Raw genomic sequence first — 19,294 nt, forward strand, 5'->3', positions numbered from 1 at the left:
ATCCAATTTTTCATAAGATTATTGCTAAAAATTATACGAAATAAATATATGTGAACGGTTCTAGAATTTAATTAAACCAAACCGCATAGCCTTCACGTCTCAATTCCAATGCAATTTGTTCTTCAGCCGTCATGGCTTCGGCTCGTGTAAAAAAGGGATCAATATGATTGAAAAGACTTGGACGCAAATAGGTACCATATTTCTCAACAATATTCGATGATATTTTATGACCTTTTTTGTTACGATGGCCTGTTTTATGCTGGAGGAAGCGCTCTTTAGGTGTTTTACTGGTCATACCAACATATAAACATTCCAACACACCATTAAACTGTGGATTTGCATTTCTGAACTTTGTGTTTTCGGTATAAACACGTTTGGAAAGTTCTATGACGTAAATGGTGTAGAGGGTTTTGGGCATATTGGTTTATGGGTGCTGAATTGGTTTTTGCCTAAAAGTTGAACCTTTAAAATCAACATCTAAAGTTCGGTAGTAATGCAATAGCTCCTCATCATTGTTTGGAAGTGTGCCCTTTCCTATGATTTTAAAGCCTAAGCGTTCTAAAAGTTTTCTTGATGCCAAATTAGCTTCAAGTGTATAAGCGCTTAATTCTTTTAAACTATACTCGTTTTTTGCGGCCATCATTAATTCATTGGCAGCTTCAAACGCATAACCATTGCCTTCATAAGCGGGCAGAAATGCAAAACCTATATCAGGATCCGTTTTACCTTCTCGATGGTATAAACCACAAGTGCCAAGTTTTATTTGGTCTGCTTTTCTAATGATAACGTTGTTGCCATAACCATAAGTTTCGAGCTGAGGCAATGCTTTTTCTTTGACGTAGTTTGCTGCTTCCTCAACTGTTCTCACGTTTCTATCGCCAATGTTTTTAATCCATTTTGGTGTGTTCATTAACTCTAGGATAAATTTGGAATCTTTAGGAGCGACTGGTCTTATGGTTAGTCTTTTGGTCTGTAATGGTTTGTGTTTTGGCAAATTTTAGATAATTAGGAATTCGATTGGTTTTTTGAGTTTAACAATAAATTATTTTTTAAAAGAGATTAGCACTTAGCTTAAAGTAACTAATTTAATAAATAAAATTAGAATTGAATTGAAATGAATTTTGGATCTTATAAAATTAAAACCACTGATGCGCTAAAAATTTCTTTTAATAAATTCAAATTATAGATTTTTTATTCTCGTCTGAGTTGCTGGAAACCACTAATTTCAGCAATTGCATTAAAAACATCATCTTGATCTGACTTTTTATTCCAACCTTTTTGCGCTAATTCAGCTCTAACTTCACTTTCAAATTTGCCCATCTCGAAAAGATAAATGGCATATTCAAGAACTTCTCCTGGGATTTTATCGATAGTATATTTCGCAGTATTTATTGCAACCGTGCCAATCGCAATAAAATACGGGAAAACCATTTGAAAAATCCAACTTAGAGTCAAACCAATCCAGCCTGTGTTTAATTCCTTAATTGTTAACCCATGTTCAAATCGTATTTTCATAAATTCAAAAAATCCAAGATCGAAAATATTATTTTCTGCAATTATAAATTGATATTGAGTAAAATGATTAGTTATAAACATAACAAGCATTATTCCTACAATCATAAACTGAGTTGTTCTAAGTTCTAGAAAATTAGCAGTCTTTAAAACTTGACTAAATAAATAGCCAATTCCAATTCCAATTCCTAGTTCATAAAGCCCAATGAAATAGATAAAATTGTGAGTTAGGAAGGCAATTAATAACCCAAATAATATTGCAATGACCAATCCGCCAACAATTGAGAGTATTAAATTAGGTTTGGCAGTTTTCTTTGGTTGTGGTAATTCAGTTGGAATAACATAATCTGCCCAACTGTTTTGTTTTTCATATTCAGTTTCTAATTCAACGAGTTTTCCACTTTCTTTATATTCAGATTCTAACTTTTTGAAAAGAGCAATAAATAAACCGGTTCGTTTTGAGTTTTTTCCAAAATCTATAAAATTTCCTTCGATTGTTTTGCTATGAACGTTTATCTTACCTGTTGCTTCTTTTGTAATCGTTAGTTTCTCGGTTAGCTTGTTCCAAGACCCTTTACGTTTTGCCTCTACAGAATTTTTATTTGTAAAAACAATTGGCCATTCCAATTTTTCAAAAACCGCTATAGTTAATGGTATTATTTGACTTTCTTTAATATCTGTTTTAAAAGATTCAGAGAATTCGGGTTTGTATTTAAAACTGTATTTTCTTTTTATTTCAAATTCTAGGTTTTCTAATTCTATGTCCATTTTAGGAATATTGGTAGAGCTTTTTTTTATGGTTTTTACTTTAAGTTTCTTACTTCGTTGTTAGAATTGTGTTGGCCATTCAGAATTTAAGCTCTCAATCCATTTTAACATTACGATTCCAATACTACTTTTTATAGTTTCATCGGAATTTTCGTCAATGCACTCTGTCAAATTTTGATATTCTTGAGAATTGCTAATTTATTGGCATGTGTGAGTAATGTTCAATAAATATTTATAGGTCAAGTAATTTTAAGATTTACACAATTATTTTAAAGGATAAATCAAGATTACTAATAAAAAAAATAAAACTTACTTCAACAAAAAACCCTTCAATTCCTCATAAGTACCAATCTTTGTTGCCACTTTTTCCTTATCCATAACCGCTTCAATTTGAGGAGGTAAATCTATATTCTCTTTAATAACGTCTTCTACCACATCCAAAAATTTTGTTGGATGTGCCGTTTCTAAAAACACCACATGAGCTTCGTTGTTCTTTAAATAGTCTTTTGCGCCTAAATAACCAACGGCTCCATGCGGATCTGCCACATAATTGAAGTCGCTATAGAGCTCCAATAGTGCTTCCCTGGTTTCATTGTCTGTATAACTAAACGATGATAAATTCGATTTTAAAGTCTCAAAATCATTATTGTGCAATTCCTGGATTCTAATAAAATTACTTGGATTTCCAACATCCATCGCATTACTAATGGTTTGGATGGATGGTTTAGGACTGTAGGTTTGGGAAAGCATATAATTAACCACAGTAGCATTGGCATTGTTGGAAGCAATAAAATGCTTAACAGGCAAACCTAATTTTTGAGCGACCATACCAGCACAAATGTTGCCGAAGTTACCACTTGGCACCGAAAACGCAATGTCTTTATACTTAGATTTTAGTTGCTTGTAGGTAAAAATAAAATAAAAAAGCTGTGGCAGCCAACGTGCAATATTTATGGAATTCGCAGAGGTTAATTGCATTTTGCTCGTCAATTCTTTATCCATAAAAGCTTGTTTTACCATGTCTTGGCAATCGTCAAAAACACCATCAACTTCCAGAGCAGTAATGTTTTGTCCTAAGGTGGTCAATTGCTTTTCTTGGATGTCACTCACTTTTCCACTAGGATAGAGGATAACCACATTCACACCTTTTACACCTAAAAACCCATTAGCGACTGCACCTCCTGTATCGCCAGAAGTGGCCACTAAAACTGTAATATCATTGGTATTTGTTTTGTTGAAATAGCCTAAACATCTTGCCATAAAACGCGCACCAACATCTTTGAATGCCATGGTTGGACCGTGAAATAATTCGAGCGTAGAAATGTTCTTATTTATTTCTACCACAGGAAAATCGAAACTTAAGGTTCCTTCAACAATAGTTTTTAGAATGTCCTCTGGAATTTCTGGAACAATGAATTGTCTGATGGCTTCCAATGCAATTTCTGCATTCGATTTATCTTCGATATTTTCAAAAAACGAAGCCTCTAAAGGTGTTATCGATTCAGGAAAATATAAACCTTTGTCTGGAGCCAATCCTCTGACAACGGCTTCTTCAAAGGTTGTATTAGGTGCTTTTTTGTTTAAACTGTAGTATTTCATGGTTATTTTGGACAGAAGACGGAAGACGGATGACCGAATGCCGATGTTTGTATTTAGTGAATATTTCTTTTAAATGCCGCCATTTTATTCATTAAATGGAAAGCTGAATTGTATAATTCTATGAAAGTTTCTTCTGGAATATAATTTCGTCTTTTTGCTTTAAACAAGCAGGTTACGACCTCTGCTAATGAACGAATTGAATATCCAATAAATTTGCGTTGTTCAGGATTGGATTGACCAATTGACCCTTCGGAAATATTAAGAGCAACAGAATCCACAGCTCTCATAATTTGTGACGTTAAATTAAATTTTTCTTTATCTGGAAATCGTTGAGAAACGTCATTTATAACTTCGCCGTAATCCATAGCGTCTTGCCAGATAATCAACTTTTCAAATTTAAATTTATTCATAATTTCTATTTTTTACTCGCTGCCATTTTCATCTTCCGTCATCAGTCTTCCGTCATTTTTTTAATCCCTTCAGTATTAATCTTAGAAACATAAGTCTCGAACGCTATATCTGTTTTTGAATACACCTCTCTAATTACTTCTTCAACAGCTTTAGCAGTTTTCTCCCCTTTGCTCAACATAAAAATCGAAGGTCCAGAACCAGAAATAGCACAACCCAAAGCTCCCGCATTTAATGCAGCAGACTTTACGTCATCAAAATGCGGAATCAATTGTTTTCTATGTGGTTCGATAACGACATCATTAAGTGCATCTTTCATCAAATCATAATCGGAAGTATGTAGTGCATGCACCAAACTCCCAACATTTGCCCATTGTGTAATTGCATTTTGTAAGGGAATTTCTTTTGGTAAAATTGCTCTAGATTCTGAGGTTTTAATTTCAATTTGTGGATGTATCAATGTTGCATATAAATCCGAAGGTGTAGGCAATTCTAAAACTTGCAATGGACAAGCACTTTTCACCAAGGTAAAACCGCCAAAAATGGCAGGTGCCAAGTTATCCGCGTGCTCACATTTACTTGCCAAGGCTTCGCCTTTCATGGCAAAATAGGTTAGTTTGGTTTTGTTTAAAGGTCTTCCCAATAGTTCATTCATACCAAAAACACTTCCTGCTGCACTTGCCGAACTACTACCAATACCGCTTCCAGGTTTTATATTCTTATAGATTTCAATTTCAAATCCACAATCGGGTTGTAGGTCATTGTACATCGCTAAAGCTGAAACACCAGCTACATTTTTTTCAGCTTCCAAGGGTAAGTCGTAACCTTCAATCTTGGTGATTCGGATGCCTTTTTCTTTGGTTTTTCTAATGACCATTTCATCTCCAATAGTATCCAAGCAGAAGCCGAGGACATCAAATCCACAAGCGACATTGGCTACGGTTGCAGGTGAAAATATTTTGATTTCATTCATATGTATTTCCCGCGAAAGGGGTTAATCTTATATTATTGAGTTATTCAGAGCATATAAATAATACAATAACTTTTATATTAGTTATTAGCAATTCGTATAATATCGGCAAACAAACCAGAGGCCGTAACATCAGCACCAGCTCCAGCACCTTTAATGATCATTGGCTGTTCAGGATAACGTTGCGTATAAAACATAACGATATTGTCTTTCCCTTTAAGATTGTAAAACGGATGTCCTTCTGGAATTTCTTGGAGTCCGACTTTGGCTTTTCCCTTATCAAACTCGGCAACAAATTTTAACTGGCAATTCTTTTCTTCAGCCGATTTGAACAAATCTTGATAATAACCTTCATCATTTTTTAAGGTATCGAAAAAATCATCAACGGTATCAGCTTTCATGGCAGCTTCCGTTAAGAAGTTATCGCTTTCTAAATCCGATAATTCTATGGAATGACCACTTTCCCTTGCTAGAATCAAAACTTTTCTGGCGACATCTATGCCGCTCAAATCGATTCTTGGATCTGGTTCGGTATATCCTTCTTCTTGTGCTTGTTTTACGACATCGTGAAAAGTCGTTTCAGCATTAAAATTATTAAATATGAAATTAAGACTTCCCGATAAAACCGCTTGAATCGTATTCACTTTATCTCCCGAAGTAATTAAATGGCTGAGTGTGTCGATAACCGGTAATCCAGCACCAACATTAGTTTCAAACAAAAATGAGGCGTTGTATTGTCGTGATAAAGCTTTAAGTTCATTATAGTATTCAATATTTCCTGAACAGGCAATTTTATTACAAGCAACTACAGAAATACTCTGCTTTAGATAGTCGCCATAAATATTTGAAACGGCTTCGTTAGCCGTGATATCCACAAAAACGGAATTTCTTAAATTCAGGTGTTTTGCATGTTCAAAGAAACCTTCTAAACTTGCTTTTTCTCCAGCCTCTAATTGTTGTTTCCAGTCTTTTAAATTAATGCCTTCATCATTAACGATCATGTGTCGTGAGTTGGATAAACCGGCAACTCTCAAACTAATTTTGAAGTTCTCCTTAACATAAGCTTTCTGTTGTTTGATTTGCTCAATCAATCGTTCGCCTACATTTCCAACACCAGTAATAAACAAGTTGATTTGTTTGGTTTTGATTTCAAAAAACTGCTCATGCAAACTGTTTAAAGCCTTTTTTACATCATTTTTATGAATTACTGCAGAAATATTACGTTCCGAAGCGCCTTGCGCAATCGCTCTTATATTCACATTATTTTTGCCCAATGTACTAAACATTTTACCACTTATACCTTGGTGGCTTTTCATTTTATCGCCTATAACGGCTATAATCGATAAATCCGTTTCTACAACTAATGGGTCAATTTTTTGAAGTGCAATTTCATACTCAAAAACGATATCTATAACTTCCTTGGCACGTGCCGCATCGTTATCCGAAATCCCGAAACAGATGGAATGTTCCGAGGATGATTGTGTAATTAAAATAATATTGATTTTTTCCTGTGCGAGCGTTTCAAACAGACGTTTACTAAAACCTGGCACGCCCACCATACCATTGCCTTGTAAGGTTAATAGGGCAATATTATCAATATTACTAAGTCCTTTTACTGGTGAGCCATTTGAGGTCACTTCTTGACTAATTGTAGTACCAACGGCTTCTGGATCCATGGTGTTTTTTATGACAATAGGAATCTTCTTTTTGAGGACAGGCATTACTGTTGGCGGATATAATACTTTCGCACCAAAATGCGATAATTCCACAGCTTCTTGATACGATAACTGGACAATTGGAGCTGCTTGCTTTACCAATTTAGGATTAGTGGTAAACATGCCGCTAACGTCTGTCCAGATTTGTAATTCTTTGGCATCTAAAGCCGCAGCAACAATGGCTGCTGTATAATCTGAACCTCCACGACCTAAGGTGGTGATTTCTCCACTTGCAGATTTTGATACAAATCCTGGTAACAAAACTATGGCGTGTGCATCTGATTGAAAAAATGACTGAATATTAGTATTGGTCAAGTCAAAATTTACGGCGGCATTGTTATAATTTAAATCTGTCACAATTAATTCTTGTGAGTTTTTTAATGACGCATCTAAATTTCTAGATTTGAGCGTATGATAAATTATTATAGAAGACAAGGCCTCTCCAAAACTCAACAGTTTGTCTTTTGTTTTTGGCGATAATTCGTTAATTAGATATATGCCATCTAAAAGACTTCTTAGGTCATTTAATTTTTCCGATACCAAATCATGTAACTTTTCATGATATTTCTGAAGACTTTGGTCGTTTTCAGAATTTTCAAAAAGGCCTTCAACTACTTTATTATGTCTTGACCAAATAGCATTATAGACCTGTTTGTATTCCAAATCTTTTTGGCAGGCCAAATTTGCAGCTTCTAATAATTTATCTGTAATTCCGCCTACTGCAGAAACGACAACGGCGATTTTAGAATTTTTAGATTGTTGGTCTAAAATTGAAATCACTTTATTTATATTTTCGGCTGAACCTACTGATGTTCCACCAAATTTGAGAACTTTCATATATTAATTAATTTTAAAGGAATAAAAATGTCTAAATAGACTAAAGGGACGGAGAACATATTAAAGATTACCCAAACGGGTAATAATAGTTGAAATGAAAAACATAGAAATCGTCATGTGGTTAGCGTTACCTATTTGATGTGATGATATTTTGATTTTTTTCTTCATTACATACCAAAAGTATTATTTTTATAACAATGAAAAAAACTAATCTGACCTTTTTAGGGAATTAGTAAAAAAGGGCGAATCTTTATAAAAAAAATGAAAGATAACTAACAAATTGCATCAGGCATTAAATTATTCACAGGAGCATTATTTTAGAATAGTTCATATTAAATGGGAATCATTTAAAAGTGTATCAAATTTGCTAGCGATTAAAACTATTAAGATAAAATGAAATTATTTTCAAAAGAACAGATTTACGAAGGTGATAAACTAACAACTGAACGTCAAAATATATCCTCAACTGAATTGATGGAGCGTGCTGGTACCCAAATTTTTAATTGGATGCACGCACGTATGCAAGGTGCTCAAGTACCAATTCATGTGTTTTGTGGTATTGGTAATAATGGTGGAGACGGTTTGGTTTTAGCAAGACATTTAATTACGCATGGCTATAATGTAGCAACCTATATTGTGAATTGTAGTGACAAACGTTCCAAGGATTTCTTAATTAACTACGACCATATCAAAACTGTGACAAAAAAATGGCCGATAATGTTGAGCTGTAAAGGCGATTTTGAAGAGATTGATATTGGCGTGGATGATATTATTGTAGATGCCGTCTTTGGCATCGGCCTGAACCGTCCGCCAAATGATTGGGTACAAGCCTTATTTCAAAAATTTAAAGCATCAAAAGCGTTTACATTGTCTATAGATATTCCTTCTGGATTATATACAGATAAAGCTGTTGAAGATGAAAACAACGTGGTTCACGCCAATTACACCTTGAGTTTTCAAACGCCAAAATTGGTGTTCTTTTTACCCGAAACTGTAAAATATACCACACAATGGGAAGCTTTGGATATTGGTATTGACCGCGAATACTTAATGCAAACCGAAACTGAAGTCGAACTCATTTCTAAAAATGAAGTTTTACCACTTTATAAACCAAGGCAAAAATTTTCACACAAAGGCGATTTTGGTCACGTGTTGATTATTGGTGGAAGTTATGGAAAAATTGGTGCTGCTAATTTAGCGAGTAGAGCAGCGTTGGGTTCTGGTGCAGGTTTGGTCACAGCCTATGTGCCTAAATGTGGTTATCAAAGTTTGCAAATTGCTATTCCTGAAGTCATGGTCATTACCGATAGCGATGAAACCCATATTACCAATATTGATTTTGAAATAGAGCCCACAGTTATTGGAATTGGAGTAGGTTTAGGAACTTCAGCACGAACCGCAAAAACTTTTGAAGCTTTTCTAAAAACTAACAAAACACCATTAGTCATTGATGCTGATGGTTTAAATTTATTGTCGAAAAAGAAAGTCTTGCTAAAATTGTTACCAGATTTTACCATTTTAACACCACACCCTAAAGAGCTGGAACGATTAATAGGGAAGTGGTCTGACGATTTTGAAAAGTTAGACAAAGCAAAAGCGTTTTCAAAAAAGTATAATCTAATAGTTGTAGTTAAAGGCGCCAAAACGATTACCGTTTACCAAGATAAACTCTATATAAATACCACTGGAAATCCTGGCATGGCAACAGGAGGAACTGGTGATGTTTTAACCGGCATTATTTCTGGATTGGTAGCTCAGGGTTATGAAGCTCTATCAGCTGCCATTTTTGGAATTTATCTTCATGGAAAATCTGCAGATATTGCTTTAGAAGATTATGGATATCAAAGTTTAATTGCCAGTCATATTATTGAAACTTTGGGAGACGCCTATATTGATTTGTTTAAAAAACCAGAACAACCACAGAAAGAAGAACAGCAACCAGAACCAAAACATCAAAAAAGTAAGCGGCGAAAAGATGGTCAAGGAAAGAAATAAAACATTATAATGTTTAATTAACTTAATAAAAAAAAGCCTGTTTAAATCTAGTTTAAACAGGCTTTTAAAGTTAATCTTATTTAAGATTATATTCCTAATTCATCAAATAATTCCACTAAAGCAGAACTTGATGGTCGTGGTGCATCTGCATTCACAATATTGCCTTCTGGATCTACCAATATAAATCTTGGGATACCATTAATTTGGTAGTTTTTAACAAATTCAGATTGAAATCCATTATCTGCTATGAGTTGTATGCCACCTAAATCTTTGTCGGCAACCATTTTTTTCCAGCCTGCGTGAGCTGCCGCTTTGTCTCCTTTATAACCTCTTCCTTCATCTACGGAAATGCTTACAAACGCAATATTTTTACCTTCATATTGTTCTTCTACTTTTTTAAGTGAAGGGATTTCCTTTATACAAGGACCACACCAAGTTGCCCAGATATCAAAATAGACATATTTTCCTTTTAGGTCTGAAAGTGACAGTTCTCCACCTGCAAAATTTTCATAATTTTCAAAAGATGGTGATGGTGACCCTTTTGGTAGCGCTTCTCTTGTGGCTAATTTAGCCGCCATAAATCTATTGATTTGCTGAACTGTATTTTCAACACTCTGATTCATCCTTGCTATATGTGTAGAATCGACATCAGCATATTTGTTCTTAATATCTTCATAGGCTGCTTTGTACGATTCCAATGCTTTTTCAACCTCTTCTTTAGTACCAGATGAAATAAGGTCTTCACTAAAATGATTTTTAGCAACTAAAAAAGATTGAACGGAAAAGTTATTGATATCGGACGCATCACCTTTAAATACCATTGAATCCGCAAATGAATTATTGTCAGTTTCAAAAGAAGACTCATTATCGTTCTTTAAATAAATCTGACCATATTCCTTTCCATGCTGAAAGTTATAATCACCGGCTTCAACTTTTAAAGTATCTTTAAATGTCCCGTCATCATTAAGCGTTATGGTTTTTTCGTAATTTCTACCTTGAAAAATCTTTAAGGTTTTACTCTCATCAGGGTTTTCAATCTTACCAGAAATTGTTGCGTAATCTTTAGGCTCTTCTTTACAAGCTAATATACTGATTGCTAGGCAAAGTATTAATAATTGTTTCATGTGTCATTTATTTTTTTCGATTGCAAACATAGGCATTATATCGCAATGCATATTTTAAAATTTTTATAAAACTTTGTTAGTTTCAAGAATTGCCTAATCTATTCTTTAAATATGTTCTATTTTAAAAATAGATTGAATATAACTTCTAGATTGCATATTTTTGAAGCCTTGGCATCTCTAATGATGACTTATATAATTTGAAGCAAAATCTTAAACCTAAAAATCTCGCTGTAAAGCTCAATGCCAAAGGCGAACAATTCGTTGTCAAAGGTCATCCGTGGGTGTTTTCTAAAAGTATTGTAAAAATTAATGACGATGCTGAAACAGGCGATTTAGCCATTATTTTTAGTAAAAACAAAAACAAAGTCATTGGTTTAGGTTTATATGATGCTAATTCTCCAATCCGAATTAAAATTATTCACAACGCTGAAACCAAAGTGAAAGTTGATGCTGATTTCTTTCATCATAAAATTAAATTGGCTTTTGTAAAACGTTCAGAATTATTAAAAACCCATACCAATAGTTACCGATTATTGTTTGGCGAGAATGATGGTTTTCCGGGTTTGATTGCCGATGTATATGATAAGGTGTTGGTCGTAAAATTATATTCTGAAATATGGTTGCCCTATTTAGATTCCATTTTAGAAAGTTTACAGCAAATTTCAAAGGCTGAAAGTGTTGTGATGCGCTTAAGTAGAAGTTTAAAAAACAGTAAAAATCATAACTATACAGATGGTGAGGTGATTTTCGGAACGCTTGAAAATGAAGTGGTAGCGTTTGTTGAACATGGGGTAAAATTTTCGGCAAACGTCATCAAAGGCCATAAAACAGGTTATTTTTTAGACCATAGAGCGAATAGAAAACGGGTAGGGGAATTGAGTCAAGGAAAAACCGTTTTGGACGTGTTTTCTTATGCCGGTGGTTTCTCAGTACACGCTTTAGCCAATGGTGCAACCGAAGTCACAAGTTTAGATATAAGCAAACAGGCTTTGGATATGGCTAGGGAAAATGGAAAATTAAATGCGTATTCTGGCAAGCACAAAACCATTTCTGGCGATGCTTTTGTTGAAATGAAGGCTTTAATACAAAAAGGTAAAACCTATGATGTTGTGGTTATCGATCCACCGAGTTTTGCCAAGCAACAATCTGAAATTGAATTAGCCAAAAAGAAATATGCGCAATTAGCAGAACTAGGAGAGAAGTTGACTGCAAAAAACGGTATTTTGGTTTTAGCTTCGTGCTCATCGCGTGTAATAGCACAATCTTTTTTTGACTTGAATGATAGCGTTTTGAACGCCCAAGCCAGACTTTTTGAAACTGAACTTAAAACAAAACACGATATTGACCATCCTATTGCATTTCCCGAAGGCGCTTATCTGAAATGTGGCTATTATCGGTTTTTAGAATAAAGGTATTATGCGTGCATAATAAAAAAAGGTATATTTGCAATTCCAATTGAAACCTAATTAATAAGATGCCCTTATGTGGGAAGTGATATGCAAACCAAACTAATACAACTCCTCAAGATAAAATACCCAATTATTCAAGCACCTATGTTTTTGGTCTCTAACGTTGCCATGGTAACAGAAGCCATGAAAGCAGGCATTGCAGGTTGTATTCCAGCATTAAACTACAGAACTATTGAAGAATTAAGAGCAGCCATAAAAGAATTAAAGGCGAATAAAGTTGAAGGCGGTTCATTTGGATTCAATTTAATTGTGAATAAATCCAATGTTAAATACAAAGGACAATTGGAGGCGATATGCGAAGAAGGCTGCGATTTCATCATTACATCTTTGGGAAGTCCTGAGGAAACTATAAGACAAGCACATGCTGTTGGTATAAAAGTGTTTTGTGATGTGACCGATTTAAGGTTTGCCAAAAAAGTAGAAGATTTGGGAGCAGATGCAGCGATCGCCGTAAATAATGAAGCTGGTGGCCACAGGGGAAAATTGTCGCCAGAAGAATTCACGAATCTTTTAAATAAGGAATTGGATATTCCTGTAATCTCTGCTGGAGGCGTAGGTTGCAAAGCAGACATTGATAAGATGTTGAGTTATGGAGCAGCTGGAGTTTCGGTCGGAAGTCCTTTTATTGCTTCGATTGAAGCTGGAGTGACCGATGAGTATAAACAAGCTTGTGTCGATTATGGCGAAAAAGATATCATAATGACCGAACGTATTTCAGGAACGCCATGTACGGTGATCAATACACCTTATGTTCAAAAAATAGGTACTAAAGCGACTTGGATCGAAAACCTTTTGAACAAAAATAAAACCTTAAAAAAATGGGTAAAAATGATCCGTTTTTCAATAGGAATGAAAGCTACGGAAAATGCTGCCAAAAAAGCAACTTACAAAACCGTTTGGGTTGCAGGTCCGAGTATTGAGCATACCACAGAAATCCTTCCAGTCAAAGCGATTGTAGATAAATTAACACATTAGTTCTTGAAGTCAGTTTCGTTTTTTCTGATCTTAATTCTATCTGTTTCTTGTGCAAACACATTAGATATTAAATCTGGTGATATTGTATTTAGAGGCGCACTTAATAGTGAGCTATCTGAAGCTATAAATGAGGTCACTCAAACTTCGAAGTCAACAAGTTATACACACATGGGAATTTGTGATGTTGAAGACGGGACTGTTTTTGTATATCATTCAGATTTGGGGAAAGGGGTTGTAAAAGAACCGTTAGATTCGTTCATTGGAGCTGAAGATTCTGTAAGTCAAAGTGTAGATTTATATCGTATCAAAAACATGGCTCCAAAACAAATAGAAGAAGTAATTTCTAAAGCGAAATTGCTAGTTGGTAACCCATATAATACCACATATATTTTAGAAGATGAAGGGTATTATTGCTCTGAATACATCTATGAAATTATTAAGAAGGATTCGGTGTTTGAGTTAGAACCAATGACGTTTAAAGATGCAGAAACAAATAGCTTTCATAAGGGATGGATTGAACATTACGAAAACTTAGGAATTGCGATTCCAGAAGGTAAACCAGGATGTAATCCAAATGGTATGGCGAATAGTAAAACCATAGAATTTATAAAAAATTTAAATTAATCAATAATACTCTCCAAATCCATTTTCAGTAAGAAACCAAAACAATTTCTTCTTCCTCTATTTTCTTTTTTATTTTTCGTTTCTTTCTTTTTTGCTTTCCAGTGAATATGTTCAGCGTGTAACTTGCTACAAAGCCGCCTGCAGCTGTGGCTATAGCTTCGCCAGTATCAAAACGTGCTTTTATAATGTAGCCATCGTAAATTTCTTTAGAAAGTCCAGCCAAAGCCGAAAGTCCTAAACTATACCAAAACGCTTTTTTTGAATTTTTGGTCTTAGCATAAATCAGTGTATAACTTGTAGCAGAAATTCCGGCACCTATTGTGGCATGCAACATATCGTCTTCAGATACAAACTGCGCATTACTGACAGTCATTATTGAAATAGTTAGTAAGGTTAATAAAGTTTTCATGATTGGTTGGTTGGTTGGTTGGTTGGTTGGTTGGTTGGTTGGTTGGTTGGTTGGTTGGTTCTGCAAAATATTATTTTAAAGACTTAAAAATCAATTATATCTGTCTGGATAGTCATTTTTACGATGAAATGTTAAAATGCTCGTTTTTAATCGTTAAGCTGCGTTTTATATTAAAACTCTAAACACTTAAAATCCATAGTCAAAATGAGTTCACAACATAAATAGTTGCGTGCTTTACCATAAAGAATTTTTTTCGGAAGAATTGTCCCCTTTTACTATTTGACATACATCTCAGAGGTATTAAAAATTAAATTTTAGAACTTATAAAACAATTTATGATGATTTTTACGGGAGCTGACTAAACTGATTTAAGATTTTTGGTGTTTTAGATTTATGATACCTAATTTCATTGATGAGTATAAAAAGGAAAAAATGATTCTCCTATTGTTTCTAAAATATACACAGTATTTAAGCTAAATCTTTGATAGTAGCAGAAAGGTTCCATATCAGTTCCAAATTCCTCTATTTCAGTTAAAATTCCTCGTTTGTATATCTTATTTTCGTAACTCTAATAGTCAACTCTTAAATTTTCGTAACCAATCTATGTCAAAGCGCAGCTTAATTATCTCAGTTTTTTTAATTCTATTGGTAGTAGTGTTCTCCATTTATTGGTCTGTCAGCAGTACCGATAAAATCACTTCCAAATCCATTCTATATAACATAGACAATATAGAAACAGCCAATTTTAGAGTTTATGATTCTGTTGAGTTATCGCCAAGTGATTTATATAAGGCGGACGACATGAAAAAAATGATTCAAGGAGAGCAGTATCGTGCTGCTTGGTCTGCAAAGGTTAAGGTACCGATTGTTTTTTTAGATACATTAAAAGGCGGTATGACTATGGTGGAAGAAGGAGGAGGCAAACAAACTCATTCCTTAGAGATGCTTGGCGAAGATGGAATCTCTTATACCTTACGAAGTGTTAATAAAGATCCGAAAAAATTGATTCCTGAATTTCTAAAAACCTTAAACCTAGAAAATATTGTGGTCGATGGGATTTCTGCCCAACATCCATTTGCTGCAATTTTGACGGCAGAACTGGCCGAAAAAGCCAATGTGTTGCACACCAACCCGCAATTGTTTTTTATTCCGAAACAAAAACGTTTGGGAAACTATAATGCGGCTTTCGGTAATCGATTATATCTTCTGGAATACGAAACTAAAAGTGATGTCAATTATACGCAGCACAAAAACGTCAAAGAGATTATTGATACTGATAATTTACAGGAATTAAAACTTGAAATGAAAGATTCCTTACATATCGATGTTCGTGCTTTGGTCAGAAGCAGACTATTTGATTTGCTCATTGGTGATTGGGACAGACATACCAAACAATGGGGTTGGGCCATTCAAAAAACGAGTAAGGGTTATAATGCAATTCCGATTGCTGGCGATCGAGATAATGCTTTTTTTAAGACCGATGGTTTAATTCCAACCTTAATTGCCAATCGACATGTGGTTAAAGAATTACAATCTTTTGAAAAAGATATCGATTTTATGGAAGGCTTGGTATATCCTTTTGATAAGTATTTTTTATCGCAAACATCAAAAAATGTATTCATCGAAGAAGCTGAAAATTTACAAGCACTCCTCACAGATTCGGTTATAGAAGCCTCATTGCAGGTTTGGCCAAAAAACATTAGGGATATAGATGGCGGCGACATCATTAGAAAAATCAAAGAACGTCGAGAGGATTTAAAAGCCTATGCGCTCCAATTTTATACTATCATTCAAGAAAGAGGGAAAGTTAAGGAGCCCCTAAAAGGCTCGGAAGATCTCGAAATAAGTTCTAAATTTATGGGTTGTTTTGAATGTGGTTGAGTTTGAATTCTGTTTAATTTTTAGTAATAAAAACTCTAACTTCACTCATTTATAATTTAAATTATTTCCTAAAGACTAATTTATGAAACTAAAACCAAAATCCATCCGGCCATTTATAGGTGCAAAAGACTATGCAATTTCAAGACAATTCTATAAAGACCTAGGATTTGAGGAATTTATTATTTCCCATAATATGTCTGTATTCAGAACTGGAGAATTCACCTTCTATTTACAGAATGCTTACGTAAAAGATTGGGTCGATAATACCATGGTTTTTCTTGAAGTGGTAAATGTTGAAAACCATTTAGAAAATCTAAAGCAAAGTGGCATAATCCAAAAGTATGACCATGTGAGATGTTCAGAGGTTGTTTACAATGATTGGGGAAATGAGTTTTTTCTGCACGATCCGTCTGGAATCCTTTGGCATATTGGAGAATTTAACATTGTAGCTGAATAACGAATCAAAGAGATAAAATAATCACATATTTCTTCGTCTATAACAAAAATCATTTATTTCTCAATATTCGTTCCGCTAGGGACTTTCTATAGGTAAGAACATGTAATGTCCATTTTCAAGTGTGCCTTTAGGTACACCAGATTCAATACCTAAAGGCATTGTTGGCAAAAATTTAAGCTTTTACCCATATTTTGTCCATAAATGGACAATTTGCAATTAGAAGAAAGGTTGAGAAGTACACCATTTATTTGTTGTCAGGATTAAGCTATCTGTTTTTATATTCCTATGATATTTTTATCTAAAGACTTGGCACTAAATTTGTTTGTAACAAAACGGTAAGTTCTACGACGTATTAGTAGAACACAAATTTAATTTAAAATAGAAAAAGTTATGATTCATAAAGGAACATTAGTATTAGGCGCATTAATAGGCGCAGCCGCAGGCGTATTGTTAGCAACAGACAAAGGAAGCGTTACGAGAGCTAAGCTTAAGAAAGAAGGTAAAGACATCAAAGATCAATTAACTTCAGATTTTGCAGAAGTAAAAGAGGATTTATCTAAAGCAGCAACTTCTGGTAAAGAAAAGTTTAAGCAAGATTTGGAAGACTTTACGTCAAAATCAAGTCACAAAACAGAACAAGCGATTACGTTTATTGAAAAACAACTGGCGATACTTAAAGAGAAGAATAAAACACTTCAAAAAACGAGTTAAGACGTTTAAATAAACTGTCATTACAAGCTTAACGTGCAATTTTTTAAATGTTCAAATGGCATTATAGAGATTGCACGTTTTGCTTCACTATTTTAAAAATCAGTCGCTTTTACGTTAAAGGCAATCTTCGAAAATCGTAGTTTTAAGGTCGGCCCATTCTGTTCTCAAAATACCATAACAGCAGGTGCTTCGTCTAAAACCATCTTTCATGAGTACATCTTGTCTCAGAATTCCTTCAAGTTTGGCTCCCAATTTTTCAATTGCTTTTCGCGATTTGTGATTACGTTCATCTATTCTAAACTCTACCTTTTCAAACTCTAGTGTTTCAAAAGCATATTGAAGCATTAAAAATTTCATATTAGCATTTAGACCTGAACCTTGAAATTGGTGTCCAATCCACGTCCAACCAATATGCAGGACTTTATTTTTCCAGTTGATTAAGCCAAAACGTGTTGAGCCAGCATAGACTTGTTTTTGTTTATCATAAATTATAAATGGAACCGTGACTTTATAATTAAGCCCTTCAACGGCGACTTGTACATAGTTTTTCAATTTTTCAGGAGCCGAAATATCGGAAGGCGAGTAGGCCAAAAGATTCTTTTCTTGGGCTATTGACTCTAAGAATTCGTAATTATTGAGGTTTAATGGCTCAAGTTTTACTCTCTTGTTTTCTAGGATTGGTACGTTCATAATAAGTTGTGTTTTTTACACTAAACCAAATCATTTATAAAATCCACATTGACCACATGTTTTCCTTCAAATGGCATCACAATCAATCGTTTACCAAAAAGCGATTCAGCCTTTTCAGATTCTAATTGAATTCTATTCTCGTCCAAATACTCATCTTGAGTACCATAAATCATTTTTACTTGGGTAGTTTCAGGTAAATACTCAAAATCCTTCGCAGTTAATTCTTTCGGAATACCACCAGAATGCAGCACCAACTGACCGCATTGTAATTGACGTTTCGCCAAATAGCGCATGGCAACGCTCACACCCTGGGAATAGCCAAAAACGATAAGATTGATGTTATCGGGAATCTTTTCAGCTTCTAAAACAGCGTCAAAATAATTCTGGATGTTTTCCATTCCAGTTTCGGTATTATCACGTGTCAACCAATTAGCACCGACATGCATTTTTGGTTGAATGTAATATTTACTCGGAGCTTGTGGTGCTATGATATAGTTTACTTCAGCATTCAAACCCTTAAAATATCTCATAAAATAGCGACTTAAATAACCCATACCATGAAAAACCATCCAAACGGTTTTGGTGCGTTCCGTTAGTGTATTTAAAGTAGAGTAGGAGTTGCTCGTTGTATATGTGATTTCTTTCTCTTCTGAATTCATTTTTCTAGGTAGTTTCAGTATTTTTGTGTCGTTTCAATTAAACATTAAAAATAACGTTTTCTATGCAATTATCTAAGGATGCCGTTTTGGCAAAGGCCAATGCCGCAAGCAAAAATACATTAATGGAAACCTTAAGTATTGATTTTATGGACTTTGGCGATGATTTCTTAATTGCAAGAATGCCTGTAACCTCAAAAGTACACCAACCAGATGGCGTTTTGCATGGCGGAGCAACAGCAGCATTAGCCGAAAGTGTTGGTAGTTTTGCTTCCCACGTTTTTATAGACACGGAAAAGTTTTTTGTCCGTGGATTGGAAATTACAGCGAACCATTTAAAGAGTATTAGTGAAGGTTACGTATATGCAAAAGCCACATTTTTGCACAAAGGAAGAACGACACAACTTCTGGATATTAGAGTAACGGACGAAGCTGATAATTTGATTTCAATTTGTCGTTTATCTACCATTTCACTTCCCAAAAAATCATAGCGA

19 protein-coding genes are annotated in these 19,294 nt (G+C 34.5%); 8 read left to right on the plus strand and 11 right to left on the minus strand.

Translation table 11 applies throughout. The features are described from left to right. Nucleotides 1-67: 67 nt before the first annotated feature. The 7 genes from HM990_RS07660 to thrA all read right to left on the minus strand — a co-directional run bounded on the left by HM990_RS07660 (nucleotide 68) and on the right by thrA (nucleotide 7,809). The gene (locus HM990_RS07660; RefSeq protein ID WP_178988361.1) at nucleotides 68-418 is read right to left on the minus strand and encodes a GIY-YIG nuclease family protein; all 351 of its coding nucleotides are present in this window, start codon (nucleotides 416-418) and stop codon (nucleotides 68-70) included. A gap of 6 nt (nucleotides 419-424) precedes the next feature. Further along, nucleotides 425-994 carry a GNAT family N-acetyltransferase gene (locus HM990_RS07665; RefSeq protein WP_178988362.1) on the minus strand — a complete coding sequence of 190 codons (570 nt, stop codon included), beginning with the start codon at nucleotides 992-994 and terminating at the stop codon, nucleotides 425-427. A 197-nt stretch (nucleotides 995-1,191) separates the two neighbouring features. Continuing rightward, entirely contained in the window at nucleotides 1,192-2,280 is a 1,089-nt protein-coding gene (locus tag HM990_RS07670; RefSeq protein WP_178988363.1) for a hypothetical protein, read from the minus strand. Nucleotides 2,281-2,589: 309 nt separating this feature from the next. Next, nucleotides 2,590-3,879: a threonine synthase gene (gene thrC, locus HM990_RS07675; RefSeq protein ID WP_178988364.1), complete on the minus strand. Its 1,290-nt coding sequence runs from the start codon at nucleotides 3,877-3,879 to the stop codon at nucleotides 2,590-2,592. 53 nt (nucleotides 3,880-3,932) lie between these two features. Further along, nucleotides 3,933-4,289, minus strand: coding sequence for a four helix bundle protein (locus HM990_RS07680; protein ID WP_178988365.1), 357 nt, complete (start codon nucleotides 4,287-4,289; stop codon nucleotides 3,933-3,935). Nucleotides 4,290-4,330: 41 nt separating this feature from the next. Beyond that, on the minus strand, nucleotides 4,331-5,260 hold the full coding sequence (locus HM990_RS07685) for a homoserine kinase (protein WP_178988366.1): 930 nt from the start codon (nucleotides 5,258-5,260) through the stop codon (nucleotides 4,331-4,333). A gap of 77 nt (nucleotides 5,261-5,337) precedes the next feature. Continuing rightward, nucleotides 5,338-7,809 carry a bifunctional aspartate kinase/homoserine dehydrogenase I gene (thrA, locus tag HM990_RS07690; protein ID WP_178988367.1) on the minus strand — a complete coding sequence of 824 codons (2,472 nt, stop codon included), beginning with the start codon at nucleotides 7,807-7,809 and terminating at the stop codon, nucleotides 5,338-5,340. A 393-nt stretch (nucleotides 7,810-8,202) separates the two neighbouring features. On the opposite strand from thrA, the gene HM990_RS07695 reads away from it, so the two are divergent. After that, a complete protein-coding gene (locus HM990_RS07695; RefSeq protein ID WP_178988368.1) occupies nucleotides 8,203-9,804 on the plus strand; it encodes an NAD(P)H-hydrate dehydratase in 1,602 nt (533 codons plus the stop codon). An 86-nt stretch (nucleotides 9,805-9,890) separates the two neighbouring features. Here the strand turns inward: HM990_RS07695 and HM990_RS07700 are convergent, their stop codons facing one another. Beyond that, entirely contained in the window at nucleotides 9,891-10,928 is a 1,038-nt protein-coding gene (locus HM990_RS07700) for a TlpA disulfide reductase family protein (RefSeq protein ID WP_178988369.1), read from the minus strand. Nucleotides 10,929-11,125: 197 nt separating this feature from the next. On the opposite strand from HM990_RS07700, the gene HM990_RS07705 reads away from it, so the two are divergent. The 3 genes from HM990_RS07705 (at nucleotide 11,126) to HM990_RS07715 (ending at nucleotide 13,996) form a co-directional block, all read left to right on the plus strand. Then, nucleotides 11,126-12,337: a class I SAM-dependent rRNA methyltransferase gene (locus HM990_RS07705; protein WP_178988370.1), complete on the plus strand. Its 1,212-nt coding sequence runs from the start codon at nucleotides 11,126-11,128 to the stop codon at nucleotides 12,335-12,337. 87 nt (nucleotides 12,338-12,424) lie between these two features. Then, the gene (locus HM990_RS07710) at nucleotides 12,425-13,372 is read left to right on the plus strand and encodes an NAD(P)H-dependent flavin oxidoreductase (RefSeq protein ID WP_178988371.1); all 948 of its coding nucleotides are present in this window, start codon (nucleotides 12,425-12,427) and stop codon (nucleotides 13,370-13,372) included. 3 nt (nucleotides 13,373-13,375) lie between these two features. Further along, the gene (locus HM990_RS07715; RefSeq protein ID WP_178988372.1) at nucleotides 13,376-13,996 is read left to right on the plus strand and encodes a YiiX/YebB-like N1pC/P60 family cysteine hydrolase; all 621 of its coding nucleotides are present in this window, start codon (nucleotides 13,376-13,378) and stop codon (nucleotides 13,994-13,996) included. 25 nt (nucleotides 13,997-14,021) lie between these two features. Here the strand turns inward: HM990_RS07715 and HM990_RS07720 are convergent, their stop codons facing one another. Further along, the gene (locus HM990_RS07720) at nucleotides 14,022-14,405 is read right to left on the minus strand and encodes a hypothetical protein (RefSeq protein WP_178991896.1); all 384 of its coding nucleotides are present in this window, start codon (nucleotides 14,403-14,405) and stop codon (nucleotides 14,022-14,024) included. Nucleotides 14,406-15,008: 603 nt separating this feature from the next. Between HM990_RS07720 and HM990_RS07730 the strand changes: the two genes are divergently transcribed. From HM990_RS07730 to HM990_RS07740, 3 genes are all read left to right on the plus strand, one after another. Then, nucleotides 15,009-16,286 (plus strand): hypothetical protein, encoded by a 1,278-nt coding sequence (locus HM990_RS07730; protein ID WP_178988373.1) that lies wholly within the window; start codon nucleotides 15,009-15,011, stop codon nucleotides 16,284-16,286. 82 nt (nucleotides 16,287-16,368) lie between these two features. Beyond that, nucleotides 16,369-16,743 carry a VOC family protein gene (locus HM990_RS07735; protein ID WP_178988374.1) on the plus strand — a complete coding sequence of 125 codons (375 nt, stop codon included), beginning with the start codon at nucleotides 16,369-16,371 and terminating at the stop codon, nucleotides 16,741-16,743. Between the two features lie 390 nt (nucleotides 16,744-17,133). Continuing rightward, nucleotides 17,134-17,454, plus strand: a complete 321-nt coding sequence (locus HM990_RS07740) for a YtxH domain-containing protein (RefSeq protein ID WP_178988375.1) — start codon at nucleotides 17,134-17,136, stop codon at nucleotides 17,452-17,454. 114 nt (nucleotides 17,455-17,568) lie between these two features. Here HM990_RS07740 and HM990_RS07745 read toward each other — a convergent pair whose 3' ends face one another. Continuing rightward, nucleotides 17,569-18,144: a GNAT family N-acetyltransferase gene (locus HM990_RS07745; protein ID WP_178988376.1), complete on the minus strand. Its 576-nt coding sequence runs from the start codon at nucleotides 18,142-18,144 to the stop codon at nucleotides 17,569-17,571. A gap of 20 nt (nucleotides 18,145-18,164) precedes the next feature. Next, on the minus strand, nucleotides 18,165-18,803 hold the full coding sequence (locus HM990_RS07750; protein ID WP_178988377.1) for an alpha/beta hydrolase: 639 nt from the start codon (nucleotides 18,801-18,803) through the stop codon (nucleotides 18,165-18,167). 62 nt (nucleotides 18,804-18,865) lie between these two features. Here HM990_RS07750 and HM990_RS07755 point away from each other — a divergent pair, with 62 nt between their 5' ends. Then, nucleotides 18,866-19,291: a PaaI family thioesterase gene (locus HM990_RS07755; RefSeq protein ID WP_178988378.1), complete on the plus strand. Its 426-nt coding sequence runs from the start codon at nucleotides 18,866-18,868 to the stop codon at nucleotides 19,289-19,291. The last annotated feature ends 3 nt before the right edge of the window (nucleotides 19,292-19,294 follow it).

The organism is Winogradskyella schleiferi, assembly GCF_013394655.1.
GTDB lineage: Bacteria > Bacteroidota > Bacteroidia > Flavobacteriales > Flavobacteriaceae > Winogradskyella > Winogradskyella schleiferi.